General features: G+C 44.8%; 14 protein-coding genes. 6 read left to right on the top strand and 8 right to left on the bottom strand.

Features of this window, described 5'->3' with window-relative positions; all coding sequences use genetic code 11:
* Nucleotides 1–134: 134 nt before the first annotated feature.
* The 3 genes from ACYUCY_RS11455 to ACYUCY_RS11445 all read right to left on the bottom strand — a co-directional run bounded on the left by ACYUCY_RS11455 (nucleotide 135) and on the right by ACYUCY_RS11445 (nucleotide 3,558).
* Nucleotides 135–1,427: a hypothetical protein gene (locus ACYUCY_RS11455; RefSeq protein ID WP_460226622.1), complete on the bottom strand. Its 1,293-nt coding sequence runs from the start codon at nucleotides 1,425–1,427 to the stop codon at nucleotides 135–137.
* A 99-nt stretch (nucleotides 1,428–1,526) separates the two neighbouring features.
* On the bottom strand, nucleotides 1,527–2,012 hold the full coding sequence (locus ACYUCY_RS11450; RefSeq protein WP_460226621.1) for a DNA polymerase III subunit chi: 486 nt from the start codon (nucleotides 2,010–2,012) through the stop codon (nucleotides 1,527–1,529).
* 55 nt (nucleotides 2,013–2,067) lie between these two features.
* Nucleotides 2,068–3,558 carry a leucyl aminopeptidase gene (locus ACYUCY_RS11445; protein WP_460226684.1) on the bottom strand — a complete coding sequence of 497 codons (1,491 nt, stop codon included), beginning with the start codon at nucleotides 3,556–3,558 and terminating at the stop codon, nucleotides 2,068–2,070.
* A gap of 213 nt (nucleotides 3,559–3,771) precedes the next feature.
* Between ACYUCY_RS11445 and lptF the strand changes: the two genes are divergently transcribed.
* Complete coding sequence (gene lptF / locus ACYUCY_RS11440; protein WP_460226620.1) at nucleotides 3,772–4,896, top strand: LPS export ABC transporter permease LptF; 1,125 nt, start codon at nucleotides 3,772–3,774, stop codon at nucleotides 4,894–4,896.
* Nucleotides 4,893–5,963, top strand: coding sequence for an LPS export ABC transporter permease LptG (lptG, locus tag ACYUCY_RS11435; protein ID WP_460226619.1), 1,071 nt, complete (start codon nucleotides 4,893–4,895; stop codon nucleotides 5,961–5,963). The genes lptF and lptG overlap by 4 nt, the downstream gene beginning before the upstream one ends.
* A gap of 50 nt (nucleotides 5,964–6,013) precedes the next feature.
* Here the strand turns inward: lptG and ACYUCY_RS11430 are convergent, their stop codons facing one another.
* From ACYUCY_RS11430 to ACYUCY_RS11420, 3 genes are all read right to left on the bottom strand, one after another.
* The gene (locus tag ACYUCY_RS11430; RefSeq protein ID WP_460226618.1) at nucleotides 6,014–6,466 is read right to left on the bottom strand and encodes an RDD family protein; all 453 of its coding nucleotides are present in this window, start codon (nucleotides 6,464–6,466) and stop codon (nucleotides 6,014–6,016) included.
* Between the two features lie 224 nt (nucleotides 6,467–6,690).
* The gene (locus ACYUCY_RS11425; RefSeq protein ID WP_460226617.1) at nucleotides 6,691–7,278 is read right to left on the bottom strand and encodes a hypothetical protein; all 588 of its coding nucleotides are present in this window, start codon (nucleotides 7,276–7,278) and stop codon (nucleotides 6,691–6,693) included.
* A 344-nt stretch (nucleotides 7,279–7,622) separates the two neighbouring features.
* A complete protein-coding gene (locus ACYUCY_RS11420; protein ID WP_460226616.1) occupies nucleotides 7,623–8,552 on the bottom strand; it encodes an adenylate/guanylate cyclase domain-containing protein in 930 nt (309 codons plus the stop codon).
* 288 nt (nucleotides 8,553–8,840) lie between these two features.
* Between ACYUCY_RS11420 and ACYUCY_RS11415 the strand changes: the two genes are divergently transcribed.
* Together ACYUCY_RS11415 and ACYUCY_RS11410 are read left to right on the top strand one after the other, a co-directional pair.
* Nucleotides 8,841–9,872 carry an amidohydrolase family protein gene (locus tag ACYUCY_RS11415; RefSeq protein WP_460226615.1) on the top strand — a complete coding sequence of 344 codons (1,032 nt, stop codon included), beginning with the start codon at nucleotides 8,841–8,843 and terminating at the stop codon, nucleotides 9,870–9,872.
* A 143-nt stretch (nucleotides 9,873–10,015) separates the two neighbouring features.
* Nucleotides 10,016–11,257, top strand: coding sequence for a hypothetical protein (locus ACYUCY_RS11410; RefSeq protein WP_460226614.1), 1,242 nt, complete (start codon nucleotides 10,016–10,018; stop codon nucleotides 11,255–11,257).
* Between the two features lie 50 nt (nucleotides 11,258–11,307).
* Here ACYUCY_RS11410 and ACYUCY_RS11405 read toward each other — a convergent pair whose 3' ends face one another.
* Nucleotides 11,308–11,691, bottom strand: a complete 384-nt coding sequence (locus ACYUCY_RS11405; RefSeq protein ID WP_460226613.1) for a 4a-hydroxytetrahydrobiopterin dehydratase — start codon at nucleotides 11,689–11,691, stop codon at nucleotides 11,308–11,310.
* 190 nt (nucleotides 11,692–11,881) lie between these two features.
* Here ACYUCY_RS11405 and ACYUCY_RS11400 point away from each other — a divergent pair, with 190 nt between their 5' ends.
* Nucleotides 11,882–13,786, top strand: coding sequence for a BamA/TamA family outer membrane protein (locus ACYUCY_RS11400; protein ID WP_460226612.1), 1,905 nt, complete (start codon nucleotides 11,882–11,884; stop codon nucleotides 13,784–13,786).
* Between the two features lie 38 nt (nucleotides 13,787–13,824).
* Entirely contained in the window at nucleotides 13,825–14,025 is a 201-nt protein-coding gene (locus ACYUCY_RS11395; protein WP_460226611.1) for a hypothetical protein, read from the top strand.
* Between the two features lie 44 nt (nucleotides 14,026–14,069).
* Here the strand turns inward: ACYUCY_RS11395 and ACYUCY_RS11390 are convergent, their stop codons facing one another.
* Nucleotides 14,070–15,476 (bottom strand): DEAD/DEAH box helicase, encoded by a 1,407-nt coding sequence (locus tag ACYUCY_RS11390; protein ID WP_460226610.1) that lies wholly within the window; start codon nucleotides 15,474–15,476, stop codon nucleotides 14,070–14,072.
* Between the last annotated feature and the right edge of the window lie 313 nt (nucleotides 15,477–15,789).

Raw genomic sequence — 15,789 nt, 5'->3', positions numbered from 1 at the left:
CCAAAAAAGGGGTGAGATTATACCTGTTTTGATGTCGAAAGTGCGTGAGTAAAAGCTTAGGAACTCAGCAGGCAGAACCGCACTGACAGAATCAGCCAAGCAATTACTGCCGAATTTCGGAGAGCAAGAGTTCGCTATTTATCGCTCGATTGTTTTTCTTGTTTGATGAGGTTGCGGATCTTGTCGCGCAACTCAGGCTCAATTTTGGCGATATAGGAACTGACGAGTTCATCCACTAGTTTTTCATCTGGGGATTTTATCGCCGATGCAGACGCGGTATGACTCGCTGCTTGTTGCTGCTTGTTTGATGGCGTGGTTGCGGTGTAGGAATAGGGTGAGTCATCGATCTCCTGCTGCAGCGTGCGATTGGTGTGCAAGCGATCGCGGATGTGTTTGGGCAAAAACGGATTGTTAGCGTTGATCGAGTTACTGCGCGCTCCAGCACTGCTTTTCTGACCTGCGAGCTTTGTGTTTGCAGCGCTCGTGGGTGGTGATGTTTGCGGCGCTGATTGCTTATCAAATAAACTTGGCTGATGCTCAGCTTTCGGGAGATCTAGGTCCAGGGCTTTTGCACGAACGGCTTCAATTTGTTTGGGATCTAGCGTTTGTAAAGGTTTTTGTGGTTTTACATTACTGGACGTTTTTTCTTGCAGAGCTTTCGCTTGTGAAGATTTTTCTTGATTGGTATTCGCAGCAGCTGGTTTTGCTTTTGTTGCTTTGGATTCGGCCTTTGACGCCAGACCTTTGATCTTGCCAAAAGCGGGGATACCTTCAATCAATGCCGTATTCGCATCATCTTTTTCCGCGCTAAAACTCATATCGTTTTCGTCTGGTTCAGCGGTTTCTGAGCCATCGCTGGCTTCTGTTATTGAGTCCCATTCTTCCGAGCGTTCTTCTTCGCCAAATAATTCACCGCTGTCGATGATTACTTCGGGAAGCGACTCATCTTCACTAGCAGAGGATGCGGCGGATTCATCGGCGGCGTTTGCTAGCGTTTGTTTATCAATGGGGGGGCTGACTGCTCGTAAATTACTTTTTAATGCGCGGGAAACGATATCGTCTTCTGCGGGTTCTTCGTCAGGGAATGCCTCACTGTCGTGATTCAGGCCGCTGTCATCATCAAACAAAAGATCGTCTTCGTCTGGTGACGAAACTGAATCGGCAAGTGTTGGAATGTCATCTTCATCAACGCGTCCCTCGATGGCATCAATCACGCTGTTTAAAGCATCGGTTAGTAAAGGGGAATCAGCAAAGTCATCATCGTCGAAGTCGATAGCATCATCTGCCATTGCCGTGAGTAAGGGTGGCTCCTCTTCAATGCCGTCGCTTTGCTTATTGTTTGTTCTCTCATTGTCGCTCAGTAAAGAGCTGATAGATTCCAGTTCGCCTAATATGTCTTTCTTTGTTTTGATTTTGTCGTCGGTCATTTTCTGCCATGCCTACTTATATCTGGTCACTTCTGGCTTTGCTTAAGCTCGAAACCGGCTGATCGTGGAATTGAATCACGAGTAGCGTGTTTCGTCAGTCTAGCGTATTTGAATAGGGTGGGATTGTAGCGGATAGCCTTGCTCTCGGTAAAATTTATAGCGTGCGCGGGTACTGGCGAGGATTCCAGGTTCTTGGATAACCACTTCAACAATACGCGGATGCTGGAATTGTGTGGAGGCGGCTTCTGTACTCAAATCAATGAGCACATCATATGTTTCAGACTTGCCGACAGCTTGATTCGCTACTTGAATCAGCACGGGAGAATTGTTGCTGCTTTGCTCCTCCTCACTGGATGATGTTTGGCTGGGTTCAAAACGACGATGGGGAAGGAAAGATTCTGCTGGAAATTGCCATAGGAAGTCATCGAGAGTTTGAGCAGATTCGTCATTTTCGACCAAAATGCGCGCTGATTTCCCTAGTTTTTGCAGTTTTTCGAGCAGGCGAGCGACGAATTTAAGTCGCTCGTTAACAGAATCCTTGTCCAGTACGTAAAAGTCCACCTTGGGCGCTATGGTGTTTGTCATTTTCTAGTTTGTCGTCCCGAGAGAAGCATTGCCAAATGTAATCAATTTAATCATCTCAAAGCTTGCCGAGAATATAGTTCACTAAGAGAGGGACCGGTCTTCCAGTTGCGCCCTTCTCCGCATTTGAATTCCAGGCGGTACCTGCGATATCCAAGTGGGCCCAGGGGTAAGACTCGGTGAAGTGTGATAAGAAGCAGGCCGCTGTCACGCTGCCGGCTTGTGGCCCACCAATATTGGCGAGATCAGCAAAATTGCTATCTAGCTGTGATTTGTAATCGTCCCAGAGGGGCATTTGCCAGGCGCGATCTCCGCTGTATTCGCCCGCAGCTAGTAACTCCGCAGCGAGTTCGTCGCGATTGCTGTAGAGGCCACTGGCGTGACGGCCAAGTGCGACTACACAAGCTCCGGTTAGTGTGGCGATATCGACCACAGCTTTGGGTTTGAATCGCTCTGCATAAGTTAGTGCATCGCATAACACCAGACGACCTTCGGCATCGGTATTGAGCACCTCAATCGTCTTCCCGGCCATTGAGGTAACAATGTCTCCGGGCTTGGTCGCTTCACCGCTAGGCATGTTTTCCGCCGCTGCAATGATGCCGATGACGTTTATTTTCGGCTTGATAATTTGTAAGGCTTTCATCGCACCAAATACGCTGGCCGCACCACACATATCAAATTTCATTTCATCCATGCCAGCGCCGCCTTTTAAGCTAATGCCACCGGTATCAAAAGTAATGCCTTTACCAACGAGAACGATTGGCTTGGTCGTACCTTTTTTTCCTGCGCCGTTGTACTCCATGATAATGAGTTGCGCTGGTTCTCTACTGCCTGCGGCCACCGAGAGTAGGGAGCCCATGCCCAGCTGTTCCATTTGTTTCTCGCCGAGAATCTTGGTGCTGAAGTTGGTATTGTTTTTAGCCAGTTTCTTGGCCTGTTCAGAAAGATAAGGTGGTGTGCAGATGTTTCCCGGCAAGTTGCCAAGGTCTTTTGCCAGGGCGCAGCCTTCGGCAATGCCAACCGCTTTTGTAAGAGCTTTCTTGATGTTAGATAACTCTGTTTGTTTGCCGATACAGAGGGTCGTAGAAGATAAAGTAAATGCCGGTTTTTTAACGCTTTTAAGCTGCTGAAAAAGGTAAGCGGCATTTGAAAATTGTTGTACAAGCTGCTGTAGCTGCCAGCTTTGATCCCGATCCGTGACCACGACATCGTTGCAGTATATATGGCAGGATTTGGCTTTCGTCTTATTTAAAGCGGCAGCGGCGCTGGCGGCTGCCTTGGTGAAATCTTTGGGGCTACAGCCTTTTCGATGCCCAAATCCCAGGAGTAATACTCGGCTCGCGCTACAGTTAGGGAGGTTGTGGATGAGTAGTGACTCACCAACCTTCCCCTTTAGGTCACCGGATTTAAGTACCGCCTGAATCGCTCCATTGCAGTGCTTATCTAAGCGCGTGGCGTCTAGAGACAGCTTTTTATTTTCAAAAATAGCGATGACAAGGCAATCTGATTTCTGTTTGCAGATGTCAGAGACGGCAGCTTTAAATTCCATGATGGATCCTTTTGTGCTGGGATTAAAATAATTTACGGCAAATAACTTTTTCATCGGCCGCTTTTTTACATGCTATAAGAAGTGTTGTTAGCGATTATGGCATAGAAGCGTATAATGCTTGGCGTTGCTTAAAGCACTGATAATTGGCGATGTAGTTTACGTTATGCGCGGCCTGAGCAACATGCAAAATCATAAAAAATAATTAGGAATTGAGTGAAAATCCTTCGTTATTTCAGTCGAGAACTTTTGATCACCACGCTAGTGATAAGTGCGGGTTGGTTGATATTGATTGTTGGTAACGGCTTTGGTGTCTATTTGGAAGATGCTGAACGAGGGGATCTATCACCTGACGTACTCTTTATTCTCATTGCCTGGCGGATTCCAGATTATTTGTCGCAAATATTACCCATCGGGTTTTTCCTTGCCATTTTGGTTACTTATGGCCGTCTCTACACCGATAGTGAAATGGTGGTCCTTTCTAGCTGTGGTTTTAGTAAAACCCGCTTACTTTTATATACTATGGTGCCTGCTTGTATCGTCTCGATTGTGGTGCTGGTGTTGTCAGTTTATTTGGCGCCCTATGGCTTGAAACAAGAAGATCGAATTAAGCTCCAGCAAAGTACTCGCAGTGAATTGGAAGTGTTGACGGCAGCTCGCTTTCAGTCCTTAACGGATCAAGGTCTAACGGCTTATTTTCAAAATTTTTCAAATGATAGAAAAAAAATAAATGATGTGTTTATCGCAGAAACCAGTTCGGAAGAAAATAGTCATGAGATGACAATATTAACCGCCAAAACTGGGGAGGAAGTTGTCGAACCAGTGACAGGTCGTCGATTTTTATTATTTACTGAAGGCTTTCAATACACGGGCGTCCCCGGACAAGGCAATTATCGCGCGACGGAATTTAAAACTTCAGCGCGTTTAATCCCAAGAGACAAAGAGCTGGCGGACCGTTTTAGAATTGAATCCGTAAATTTCTCAGAGCTATTTGCGATTGACCATGCGGCCGCAGCTGCAGAGATTCAGTGGCGACTCGCTTTACCTTTGTTAGTTTTTATTGTGACCATGATTGCAGTGCCGATGAGTCACACGAATCCCCGCCAAGGTCGCTACTTTAAACTATTTCCTGCCTTCGTGTTGGTCGTTTTTTATTACGGCCTGCTAGTCACTGCACGCGGTTTGATTGAAGAAGGAAAAATACCCACGCGCATCGGCTTGTGGTGGGTGCATGGCATTTATTTGTTAATTGCTACCGCATTGCTCATTTGGAATAACGGTCAGCCACTCGGTCGTTTTTTTTCGACATCGAACCAAACTGAAATCGGTGCACGATCATGATGATGCGTCGACTCAATCGTTATATCGGGAAGACTGTTTTCTTTTCTATTTGTGCCACCATAATGATTTTGGTTTCTTTGAGTGTTATTTCCAGTCTTATTGCCGAAGTTGGTGAGTTAGAAGGGAATTACACTTTTTCAAAAGCATTACTCTATGTTGGCTTAAATATTCCCAAAACAATTAACGATATTTTATCTTACGGTACTTTTGTCGGTTGTGTTATTGGCTTGGGTATTCATGCGAACGCCAATGAAATTGTTGTCGTTCGTGCGGCAGGCGTAAGTATGTTGCGATTAACCTGGGCGGTGTTGCGCCCCGTTATTTTTGTTATCGGTCTGGGTATGTTGTGGGGAGAATATATTACCCCGCAGCTAACTCAGTATGCCGAGGCGAGTAAGGAGTTGGCGCAATTAGAAGGAGGCGGTAAGCCGCGACTTGAAAATCGTAATTGGCATCGAGAAAAAAATGCGTATATGCGATTCAACTCGGTTCAGAGCGGCAAAATAATCGGTGTTACTCAGTTTAATCATGATGATAATGGCAAGCTTGTATCTTCGTTTTTTGCCGAGCAAGCAATTTTTCAAACGGGCAAAAATACTTGGCAGTTGGAGCAGGTTGATCAAAGTGTTTTTCATGAAGAAAAAATTGAAACCTATTACTTTGCGTCGCTGCCTTGGGATACCCAGTTAACGCCAGAGCAACTTGACGTTTTGGTTGCTTCTGCGGAAAATTTATCGATTAGAAGTCTTTATTACAATGCACGGTATAGGGACCAGCAAGGTTTAGATAGTCGCCGGTATTGGTTGTCGTTTTGGAAGAAAGTATTGCAGCCATTCATTGTTATAGGTTTGGCTTTAGTCGGAATGTCTTTTATTTTTGGATCGTTGCGTGAGTCGACAATGGGCTTTCGTTTGACACTTGCGGTTATGGTTGGCTTTGTCTTTAAAGTAATTCAAGATTTTCTTGGTAGTTCAAGTGCGGTTTTTGGTTTTCACCCTTTGTTAGCGGTGTTAATTCCAGCGCTAATTTGTTTTTCTGTTGGCGTTGTGCTGCTCAGACGAGCGTGACGAGTTTTTCATCTACATGTTGTGAATGTCTTTGATTCTATCATTCACAATTATTTTTCTTTGGGTAATACAATAACGCGGGTATGGCTTAATCGATCATGCAGTGTTAGTGATTTTTTGTCGATGAGACACCACAAATAACCCAATCCTAGTGCAGCGAAAGAAATACTTGCTAGTGCACAGCGTAAAATTCCCCGATAAATATTGAATTCTTTATCTTGCTCCGGCACCAACTTGAGCCGCCACGCGCGCATGCCCAAGGTTTGTCCGCCCTTAGACCAAAAATAAACGTAAAAACTAACAAGAACGATTATCCAGCCAAGCTGAAAAAGAATTCCAGGTTGTTCAAGTTCGCTGTTTGGCGATGGAAAAACTACGGAGCGTAGTAGTAATGCGCAAATACCGTAGCAAAAACTCAATCCGACGAGCAAAAAAATGTCGTAGACCATTGCGGCCAGTCGCCGCCATAATCCGGCATTAGGTAATTGAGAATTGTCCGTCATTTGCGTTTGCTTATATTGCGTTGTTGTTTTGCGATAGTAAAAACGCGCGCATTGTACCAAATTTTTGCCCGGGTTTACCTTTCAAACCAAACAATCAATCGTTTTGTTTGCGTGTTTAACTCAGGGCTGATGTATTGAATGCTAAAAAAACGCTTTCCAGAGACTGGAAAGCGAAGAGGCTAGTTGAAAAGGAAAAGCTGAGTATCTTATATCTGAGCGGCGAATTAAAAATTGTAGTTAAAGGTGACGCCGAGATCCCCTTTAGAAATCTTGAGTTTGTAGTCGAAACTATGCTCTTTGAAGTTAAGCGTTCCGCGACCGCTGGTGTCGGGTAAAGATTCAATATTGCTTAACTTGATTTGATCCCATAGCGTTTGCAAGCCGAGTTTGAGCAAGGCTGATACTGCATCTCCGTCAAACTCCAAGTCTTTATTGTATTGTTGCCCGAGCCATTGATAATTGAGTTCACGCTGCGCTGAGCTCATATTATTCGCTCGCAAATTATTGGCGATTTGTAGCAAGGCTTCGTTATCTAAACCTCGGCCTAAATTGGCAAGCCAAGCATTTTGATTGAGTGTCTTTGATTGCTGTCCGGTAAAAAATAAGCTGTTTGGTAGAAAAATATCAGCTTGGTATTTTTCTGTATCAGCGTGAGCTGAGCGAATGATGCCTAGACTGGCAATAAGCACAAGACTTAAGCCCCAGCACCATCCTGTGAGCTGGCGACGTTGCGCGCTTATCTCTAGCTTCTTGGCTTGTACCAAGTAAGAGCGTTTTCCGGGTAACAATCGTGATGCGTTTGTTGGTTTCATAACACACCTCCTTCTTACGTTAAGTATTGCCTAGTTTCCGAAAAGAAATGGCTACAAGCTAGTACCTGATTAGATCAAAAAAGCGAGTTATTTTAAGGAGATACACCAAGTCAGTTACGATTTGTAGAGAGTTTTGCCACGAGCCAACAAATACAGGTCGTAGGGCGTAAGTGTGTACTAAATCACCTGTGGGTGTGAGGGTGGTAGAAGAGGGGTTTTGATAACCCAGCGAGCTTGTTTTTTGAGCTTTTGAAGCAAAACAATATGAAAAATTCGGAGTTTTGAGGCCCAGATCACATTCTAGGCGGCGGGCTAATTACTAATGATCGGCGTTTTTCTACTGACTATTGGGACGCGTTATAAATGATCGTGAGCTCTGGCGCTTGAAAGGCACGACGGCCTATGGAAATGGTCCCTTCACCCATGAGCGGTAGCTCCTCTCTGCGCAGATAAAACTCTGGCTGTTCTGGCGTTTTGATATAGGTGCCGTTGGTACTGTGGTCTGCCAATACGAATTTACCGCGCCGCAAGAGAATGTGGCAGTGATCTCTGGAAGCCAAACTAGAGTCCACGTGCAGGTGTGCGGTTCGATGGTCGCGGCCGACAATGAATGGGACATTGTCTTCGGTGACAATAAAATCCTGATTGTTAAAGCTAAGCGTTAATCGACGAGTACTGACTTTTTGCGTGATGTGATTGATTTCCATCACTGTAGTTGGGTGGCTTTCTTGAGCGGGTGGCTCCCAAACCATTCTAAAAATGAGGCTTTTACACTGCTCGCCTTTGATATTCACTCGATCAAACTCTTCGCAATAGCTGCGCAGAGTTTCCGGCAGAGCATCGACCACTGCTTGGGTAATCACGATCTGATTCGGCCTGGCGATTTGCGCTACATAGGCCGCATCATTAACCGTATCGCCAAATACATCATCTTCATCCAACAGGATATTACCGAAATCCATGCCGATACGAATGGTTAGACCTTGGCCTTGACTGTCTTTGGTGGCTGCGTGGCATTGGCGCTGAATCGCAATGGCGGCGCGGCAGGCGTCATCGGGGGCATCAAATCGGGCCATTACCTCGTCACCAATGGTTTTGACGACGATACCCTTGTTGGCGATGGTGATGTCACGCATTAACTGGATCGCCTGATCGACCATTTGCTTGGCGCTGACATTTCCCTGGCGCTTGTACAGTGTTGAGCTCCCGGATACGTCTGCAAACATGATCGCTTGATCAGTGATGCTTTCATCAGTTTTTTGAGTTTTAGCCACGATTTCTACACATTATTACGCGTTGTTTGGTGAGGGTACGGGTGTGTACGGGGCGCAAATTTTACCTAGTGAAGCTGCCCATAGCCACGCTTATTTTATGGGCGTGTTGGTGGCCTAAGACAGTAAAAACAAAAATAGACTGCATTTTAGTGATTGAAGTCCTATTTGTGGTCTCTTATAAAGCTGTTATAGGGGTGAGGAAGGGCTAAATAAGCGGTATCATCCGCCAATTCGAAAATTCTCACCGCACAAAAATTTCCGCGCAATTCAAACAATAAGCGAAGGGCAATGACAGAAACCAAAGAGAGACCCGTGATCCACGAAGATCATCAGTGGCTAGAGGCAGTCCAAGAGGAGATCATTGATCCTGGTCGGCCTATTATCGATCCTCATCATCACCTATGGCAGCGGCGCCGTGGCTCGGATTACGTTCTTAGCGACTTTTGGGCAGACACCGATTCTGGGCACAATATTGTTTCCAGTGTTTTTATCGAGTGCCATACCAACTATTTAGAAGATGGCCCAGAACACTTAAGACCTGTCGGTGAAACGCAATTTGTTGCGGACATCGCGGCTCAGAGCCGTTTGGGCGATACCAATCAATGTCGCGTTGCCGCCATCGTCGCGGGCGGTGATTTATGTTTGGAGGCCGCGCTCGTAGAGGAATTGCTTGCCGTTCATCAGCACGAAGGTAAGGGGCTGTTTAGAGGAGTTCGTCACGCCGGGGCTTGGGAAGATGACGGCGATTTTTTGTTAATTCGTGGTCGCGGGCCGAAGGGCTTGTATGCAAATAAAAACTTTCGCAAAAGTGTTCGTTTGTTAGGGGCAAAAGGTTTTACTTACGATACTTGGCACTATCATCATCAAAACCAAAGCTTTCTCGATTTTGTCAAAGCGGTACCCGACACCACCATCGTGCTAGATCATTTTGGTACACCTTTGGGTGTGGGACCCTATGCGGGAAAGCGCGCTGAAATATTTCAGCAGTGGAAAAAAGATATCGCGGACATCGCTCAATGCCCAAATGTGTATGCGAAACTCGGCGGCTTAGCGATGCCAGATAATGGTTTCGGTTGGAACTTACGAGATGTACCGCCTAGCTCTGATGAATTTGTTGCGGCGCAAAAAGATTACTACCTACATACGTTGGATTGTTTTGGCCCAGACAGATGTATGTTTGAAAGTAATTTTCCTGTCGATAAATATTCGCTTTCATATCATGTGGTGTGGAATGCATTTAAGAAAATGAGCGATGGTTTTTCTGATTCGGAAAAGGACGCACTTTTTTTTAAGACCGCTGAACACGTTTATGGTCTGTAAGGATTGTGAGGGCCGCGGAGTGCAAATAGTCTCGAATCTTTACCGTCTGTCACAATCTAGGGGAATCGGTATCCCTGTCGCAGATAAATACCATCCATTAATTACAATAGAAATCAGTTTATAACTGTAGGGTTCAATGGTTTATGTTTACTAGTTCAGCGAGCGGAATGGTGGGACTTCGCAAGACAATATGGTCGTCGGCTATAATTCAGTCGCGAAAGAAAAGTTTAAAAAAGTTTGTACAGATCTTTTTATTGATTTCTTTCGCTAGTGGTTTGGCGAGCAACTCAAACGCTCATCAATTCACTTGGGATATTATTTTTGGCGGTGATACCAATCCTATTTTTTTGGATGATAGTTTTGAAACAAGTGTCGAAGCCTACAATCAATCTCGTTTTGAATTTAGTCACGACGCTAAAGACGGTGGTATTTATTACACCTTAAAGGGAGATGGTAGCCAGTTCGCAGATAATGATGAGCCCCTCGCCAATTCTTTAAACGGTGATAAGATTTTGGCCAAAGCCGCGTTGGGTTGGGATTGGCGACCGGAATTTGATTACGGTGAAGGTCAAATTAAGATCGAATTAAACTATGACCATTTCGATAATGTATTTGTTGATCGTACTACAGGCCGCTTAGCGCGTTTTAATGGCGTCGAAGTGAGTGATCGTTTTGACTATAGTGCACCAGGGTTTTTAATATCAACTGTTATACCGCTATCTGAAGAAGCAGATTTTATTCTCGAGATTGATGGCAATGACCGAAGTTATGAGGACTATAACTTGCCGGGTTTGGCCAATCTTGATTTTCAAGAAGTAGAGATAGACCTTGGTTTTGAAAAGCTTATTTGGCCGCGCACCTTAGTCAGGACGATGATAGGTGCGGGCAAAAGAATTTATGTTGATCGTCGTGGGCGTGCTGATGATGGAACAATCATCGCCGATTCGGAATTAGAGTTTTCGTATTTAGAAGTTGAAAATTCAATTGACTTCGCGATTACCAATCGTTGGCACTGGATTACGGGCTTCGATATCGATCAGCGTAAAGATAGTGAGGGCGGTTACTATGATGTAACCGAGGGCGAGTTTTTTACCCGCATACGTTATCTCAATAACGAATACGTGGATTTTTATTTCGATGTTAGTTACTTCAAACGCGAATACGACAATACGGATTACAATGACTTTTTTGTTTTTGAAGATGAGCAGAAAGAGCGCGAGGGTTATGGTTTACGTGCCGAGTTAGTCCGCAATATCATTGGACGCGGTTGGGATCGGATGGATTTGATTATTGGAATTTCGGCGGACTCCTTTGAGAATGAAGACCCAGTTTACACTTATGATCGTGGTCAGGCTTATGTGGGTATACGTTGGCGTCCTTATTAGATGAGTGCTGAACAATGCCCTGTATTTTAGGCCGCTCGCATTATGCCTTGCTATCTCTTCAAAGGTTTATTCGTAGGGTGTTCAATGTGATGGATCGTTTTGAATAACTGATCGGTTTTGGCGGCCATAATAAAATCGTTATTGTGCAAGCCGTTGATTGAATGTGTCCACCACCATACTTTCACTTTCCCCCATTCTGTTAATATCGCCGGATGATGATTTTCACTTTCGGCGAGCTTGCCAAGTTGTATCGTAAAAGAAAGGGCTTGGTCAAAATTTTCAAATGTAAAAACCCTGGCAAGTGTATCTTTATCCTCTTCTTTAGAATGCAGCCAATCATCGATCTCGAATAGTTTTGTCGCAATTTCCTCAACGCTGAGTTTTGGCGTGCTTGCATTACAATGTACGCATTTGAGTTCGGTTAATGGAGTCATAATTAAAGTCCGTTAGTAAATGCTTGCCAGTATGTGTACGCTGTACATCTTTTAATTCAAGAAAATAAGATACCATACGTTTTTGATACCTTAGCCGAGAAGCGGACCTTGATCATAGCGATGAGCAGAAAACTGAGAGAATACTATACTCAAGGAAATAACGCTGGCCAAATCGATCGTATGTAAGCGAATGACTAGGCAGAAACCTAGTCTGCGCTTTCAGGCTCCCGCGAATATTCGTTGTCGACGTTTTGATCGCGGTCCTTTGAGTTTTAAATTTAGAGACTTCTCAATGACATTAAGTAAACGTTTTATCTGTGTTGGCTTGTACAACAAAAACGATAAGCCTAGGTATTTTGATATTCCTCACCAAGTATTGCGATGTTTTTGTTTAGTTGTTTTAGTTGCAAGCTTTATTCATCCTGTGGCAGCGCAACCTGCGCCGGAGGAGTTGACCCCAAATGAACCTACCTTAGATGATGAAGGTTGTGTTCAGTTCATTGAGCCTGGTAGCAGTAAGTTTGATATATCCACGGCACCCAATCCGGTTGCCAATATCCAATTCCCCGAAGATGCCGTTGTCGGCAATATCGTTTTTACTCGTTATCCAATATTCAATGCCAATGATCCAAACGAAAATAACGCGCTTTTTGGCCTCGTTGATTTTTTACATATTGATACGCAGCCGAGAGTTATTCGTGCGCAATTACTTTTTCAAAGCGGCGAGCGTCTAAATATGCGTGAACTCGAGGAAGCCGCTCGTGCCTTACGTGAGAGTGAATATTTTTATGACGCCAGAATTTGGCCCTATCGCATGTGTGGCACTCGTGTTGATATCGAAGTGCTTACTCGTGAAGTTTGGACCTTGAGCGGAGGTGCTTCTTTTAGCCGATCGGGTGGGGCGGATGAGCAAAGTGTATCGATTCGCGATAGCAATATTTTTGGTCGTGGTGAGACCTTGTCGCTTGAAAGTACCTCGTCAACTGACCGAGATAGTTTCGAAGTGCTTTATTTTGATCCTAATGTTGTTGGCTCGCGCCATGAGCTGAATCTGTTTTATGCCGACAGCGATGATGGTTCACAAAAGATCCTAGATCTACAGCGGCCTTTTTATTCTCTGGATACACACGCTGCTTGGGGTGTACGTTACGACGACCACGATAGAGTCGACAATCTTTTTGAGCGAGGTGAAGATGTCGCCGGTTTCGAAACCCAATCGAGGCAGCGTGAAATTTATTACGGAGAATCTAACGGCTGGGACGACGGCGTCACGAAACGTTGGTTTTTAGGTTTTCGTTGGCAAAAGGAAAGTTTTCTTGCTGCTGAAGATGAAGTGCTGCCAGCCGTATTTCCGCAAGACAGAGAGATTAATTATCCTTTTGTAGGTTATAACTATATTGAAGAAAATTTTATTAAAACCTCCAATCTAAATCAGATGCACCGTATCGAGGATTTCAACCTTGGAAAATCATGGGGGCTACGTTTAGGTTTTGCTGAAGAAGAATTTGGTTCCGATCAGGATCGCACAGTCTTTTCTGCAAATTGGCGGGATGCTTGGCAGTTAAGCGACAGTACTATTATGCAATTAAAATTAAATGCCAGTGGTTTTTGGCAAAATGATAATGACAAAGGTGAAAGTGTCGTCCTCGAAAGCTACCTTCGTTATTATGACGGTTTGAATAAAAATCAGGGGACTTATATTGCGCTTGATATGAAGTATGCTCGTAACTTACCGGTGCATGAACAATTACTGTTAGGTGCAGAAGAAAATTTACGAGGATATCCGGCACGGTATCAGAACGGTGATCGAAGTTTTGTATTAAGTGTGGAGCGACGCTACTACACGGATTGGCATTTATTTAGATTGCTACGTGTTGGTGGTGCGGTATTTTTTGATGTGGGCCGTGCGTGGGAGCCAGACGACATTAATGATGATGCGAGCGGCGTGTTAGCGGACGTAGGTTTCGGGCTTAGGATCGCTTCATCCCGTGCGCAGACTAAGCGAACTTTACATGTTGATGTAGCCTTTCCGCTTGAAGATCTTGATGATGTTGATAGTTACGAAGTTGTGATAACAGCAAAGCAATCATTCTAAGTATTGTTTTTTCTATCAGTAATCTGGAGGAAAATAAAGTGGCAGTACCGACAAAAAGTGCAGTACTTATAAGTTTGGCTTTGGGGGTGTTTTGTTTGGCAAACTGTAGCGCTGACTCAAAGAGCAAACCCAAGAGTTTAGTGGAGTCCCAAAAAAAATTACTCGACGATTCAAAATCCGTAGAAGCTCAATTAAAAGAAGCTGAAGAAATACGCCGTAAAAAAATGGATGGCCAGTAATTTTCTTTTGCGGAAAATAAGCCATCCATATCTATTTTATCTACTTAGCTGGCTCTTTTTTTAGGCCTAGCATTTCCAGATGCAGTTCGTGCCCCCGGCTTGGCTTTTGAATAGTACTTGCTTTTGCCTTCACCCCCCGGCTTGCTAGAGCCACTCTTTTCCTTGTTGTCGAACCGACTAGATTTCGAACTTGAACGTTCGGAACTGTTTCCAGTATTTTTATTGGCGCTATTTCCCCCATTGTGCCGATGACGAGGTTTGCCGCGCGGGTTTGCTCGACTCTTATCCTTATGTGGGCCGGTTAAAGAGAAATCTGGTTCGTAGCCTTCTATCACCTCACGTTTCACTTCGCGTTTTAATAGCTGCTCGATTGCGTTGAGAAGCTTGCGTTCATCCGAACATACGAGCGAAATTGCCTCGCCTGAATTTCCCGCACGGCCGGTACGACCAATTCGGTGAATATAATCTTCGGCGACCATGGGCAACTCAAAATTAATCACATGAGAAAGCTGATTGATATCGATACCTCGCGCAGCAACATCAGTCGCCACTAATACACGTACTCTGCCATCTTTAAAATCAGCGAGAGCTTTAGTGCGTGCTCCTTGAGATTTGTCGCCGTGAATTGAGGTTGAGCGCAAACCATCTTTAATTAATTGTTTAGACAAGCGTTCTGCGCCCATTTTGGTTTTTGTAAAAACCAACACTTGTTGCAAGTTGCGGGAACCAATTAACTCAGAAAGCAGTTGTCGCTTTCTTTCTCTCGCAACGGGATGAACAATATGACTGACCGTATCAGCAATACTGTTTCGGCGAGCAACATCAATTGTTACTGGCGATTGCAATAGACCATCGGCTAATTGTTTGATGTGAGTAGAGTATGTTGCCGAGAATAATAAATTTTGGCGTTGCTTTGGTAGCTTGGCAAGAATGCGTTTAATGTCTGGCATAAATCCCATGTCTAACATTCTGTCGGCTTCGTCTAATACTAAGATTTCGACTTTTCCTAAATCAACTTCACCTTGATGAACTAAATCGAGTAAGCGGCCGGGCGTTGCGACAAGTACATCTACACCGCGTCGCAGTTTAAAAATTTGCGGTGAAATTTTCACGCCGCCAAAAACGACATTAGATCGCACGCTCGAATACTTACCGTATTTACGAATACTTTCTGAAACTTGGCTTGCCAATTCACGAGTGGGTGTAAGCACCAAAGCACGAATAGGGCGGAACTGTTTCGGTGAAGGTTGTTCGAGTTGTGATAAGCGTTGTAATAAAGGTAAAGCAAAACCCGCTGTTTTTCCGGTGCCTGTTTGTGCACCGGCAAGAACATCTTTACCTTCTAAAATAACCGGAATGGCTTTCGCCTGTACCGAAGTGGGAGTGGTATAACCTTCTTCGTGCACAGCGCGCACGAGTTCGGCCGCAAGACCGAGATCAGCAAATGACATATATTTTTCTCAATGGACCGGCCAACTAAGTCTGTTTTCCACAATGGGAATGTTGACTATGTCGGTCTAGGCAGGAATAAAAAGTAGGACTAAACAGGGACGTTTTTATGGCGGACGATGTATGTTCGTATCGAACAGAGCTCGTGTTGGCCAACGCAATGAGCAGTCAGGCGCGGACCGATGAGCGCCAGGGGGCGGCACTATAACAGAAGTGATTGAGTAGTGTAAGTATAAATTATGGACAATTTCCACTCGTTCGTTTCAGAGCTTTACGGAGTCTTACAGACCGGCAAGTCCACGCTTCCAAAACTTC

The sequence above is a fragment of the Aurantivibrio infirmus genome (assembly GCF_054767315.1).
This window is presented reverse-complemented; position numbering and strand designations above follow the sequence as displayed.

Bases quoted from the DNA above. Each gene is read 5' to 3' on its own strand.
- ACYUCY_RS11455 (WP_460226622.1), bottom strand. From the start codon at position 1,427: ATGACCGACGACAAAATCAAAACAAAGAAAGACATATTAGGCGAACTG.
- ACYUCY_RS11450 (WP_460226621.1), bottom strand. From the start codon at position 2,012: ATGACAAACACCATAGCGCCCAAGGTGGACTTTTACGTACTGGACAAG.
- ACYUCY_RS11445 (WP_460226684.1), bottom strand. From the start codon at position 3,558: ATGGAATTTAAAGCTGCCGTCTCTGACATCTGCAAACAGAAATCAGAT.
- lptG (WP_460226619.1), top strand. From the start codon at position 4,893: ATGATGATGCGTCGACTCAATCGTTATATCGGGAAGACTGTTTTCTTT.
- ACYUCY_RS11430 (WP_460226618.1), bottom strand. From the start codon at position 6,466: ATGACGGACAATTCTCAATTACCTAATGCCGGATTATGGCGGCGACTG.
- ACYUCY_RS11425 (WP_460226617.1), bottom strand. From the start codon at position 7,278: ATGAAACCAACAAACGCATCACGATTGTTACCCGGAAAACGCTCTTAC.
- ACYUCY_RS11415 (WP_460226615.1), top strand. From the start codon at position 8,841: ATGACAGAAACCAAAGAGAGACCCGTGATCCACGAAGATCATCAGTGG.
- ACYUCY_RS11410 (WP_460226614.1), top strand. From the start codon at position 10,016: ATGTTTACTAGTTCAGCGAGCGGAATGGTGGGACTTCGCAAGACAATA.
- ACYUCY_RS11405 (WP_460226613.1), bottom strand. From the start codon at position 11,691: ATGACTCCATTAACCGAACTCAAATGCGTACATTGTAATGCAAGCACG.
- ACYUCY_RS11400 (WP_460226612.1), top strand. From the start codon at position 11,882: ATGACTAGGCAGAAACCTAGTCTGCGCTTTCAGGCTCCCGCGAATATT.
- ACYUCY_RS11390 (WP_460226610.1), bottom strand. From the start codon at position 15,476: ATGTCATTTGCTGATCTCGGTCTTGCGGCCGAACTCGTGCGCGCTGTG.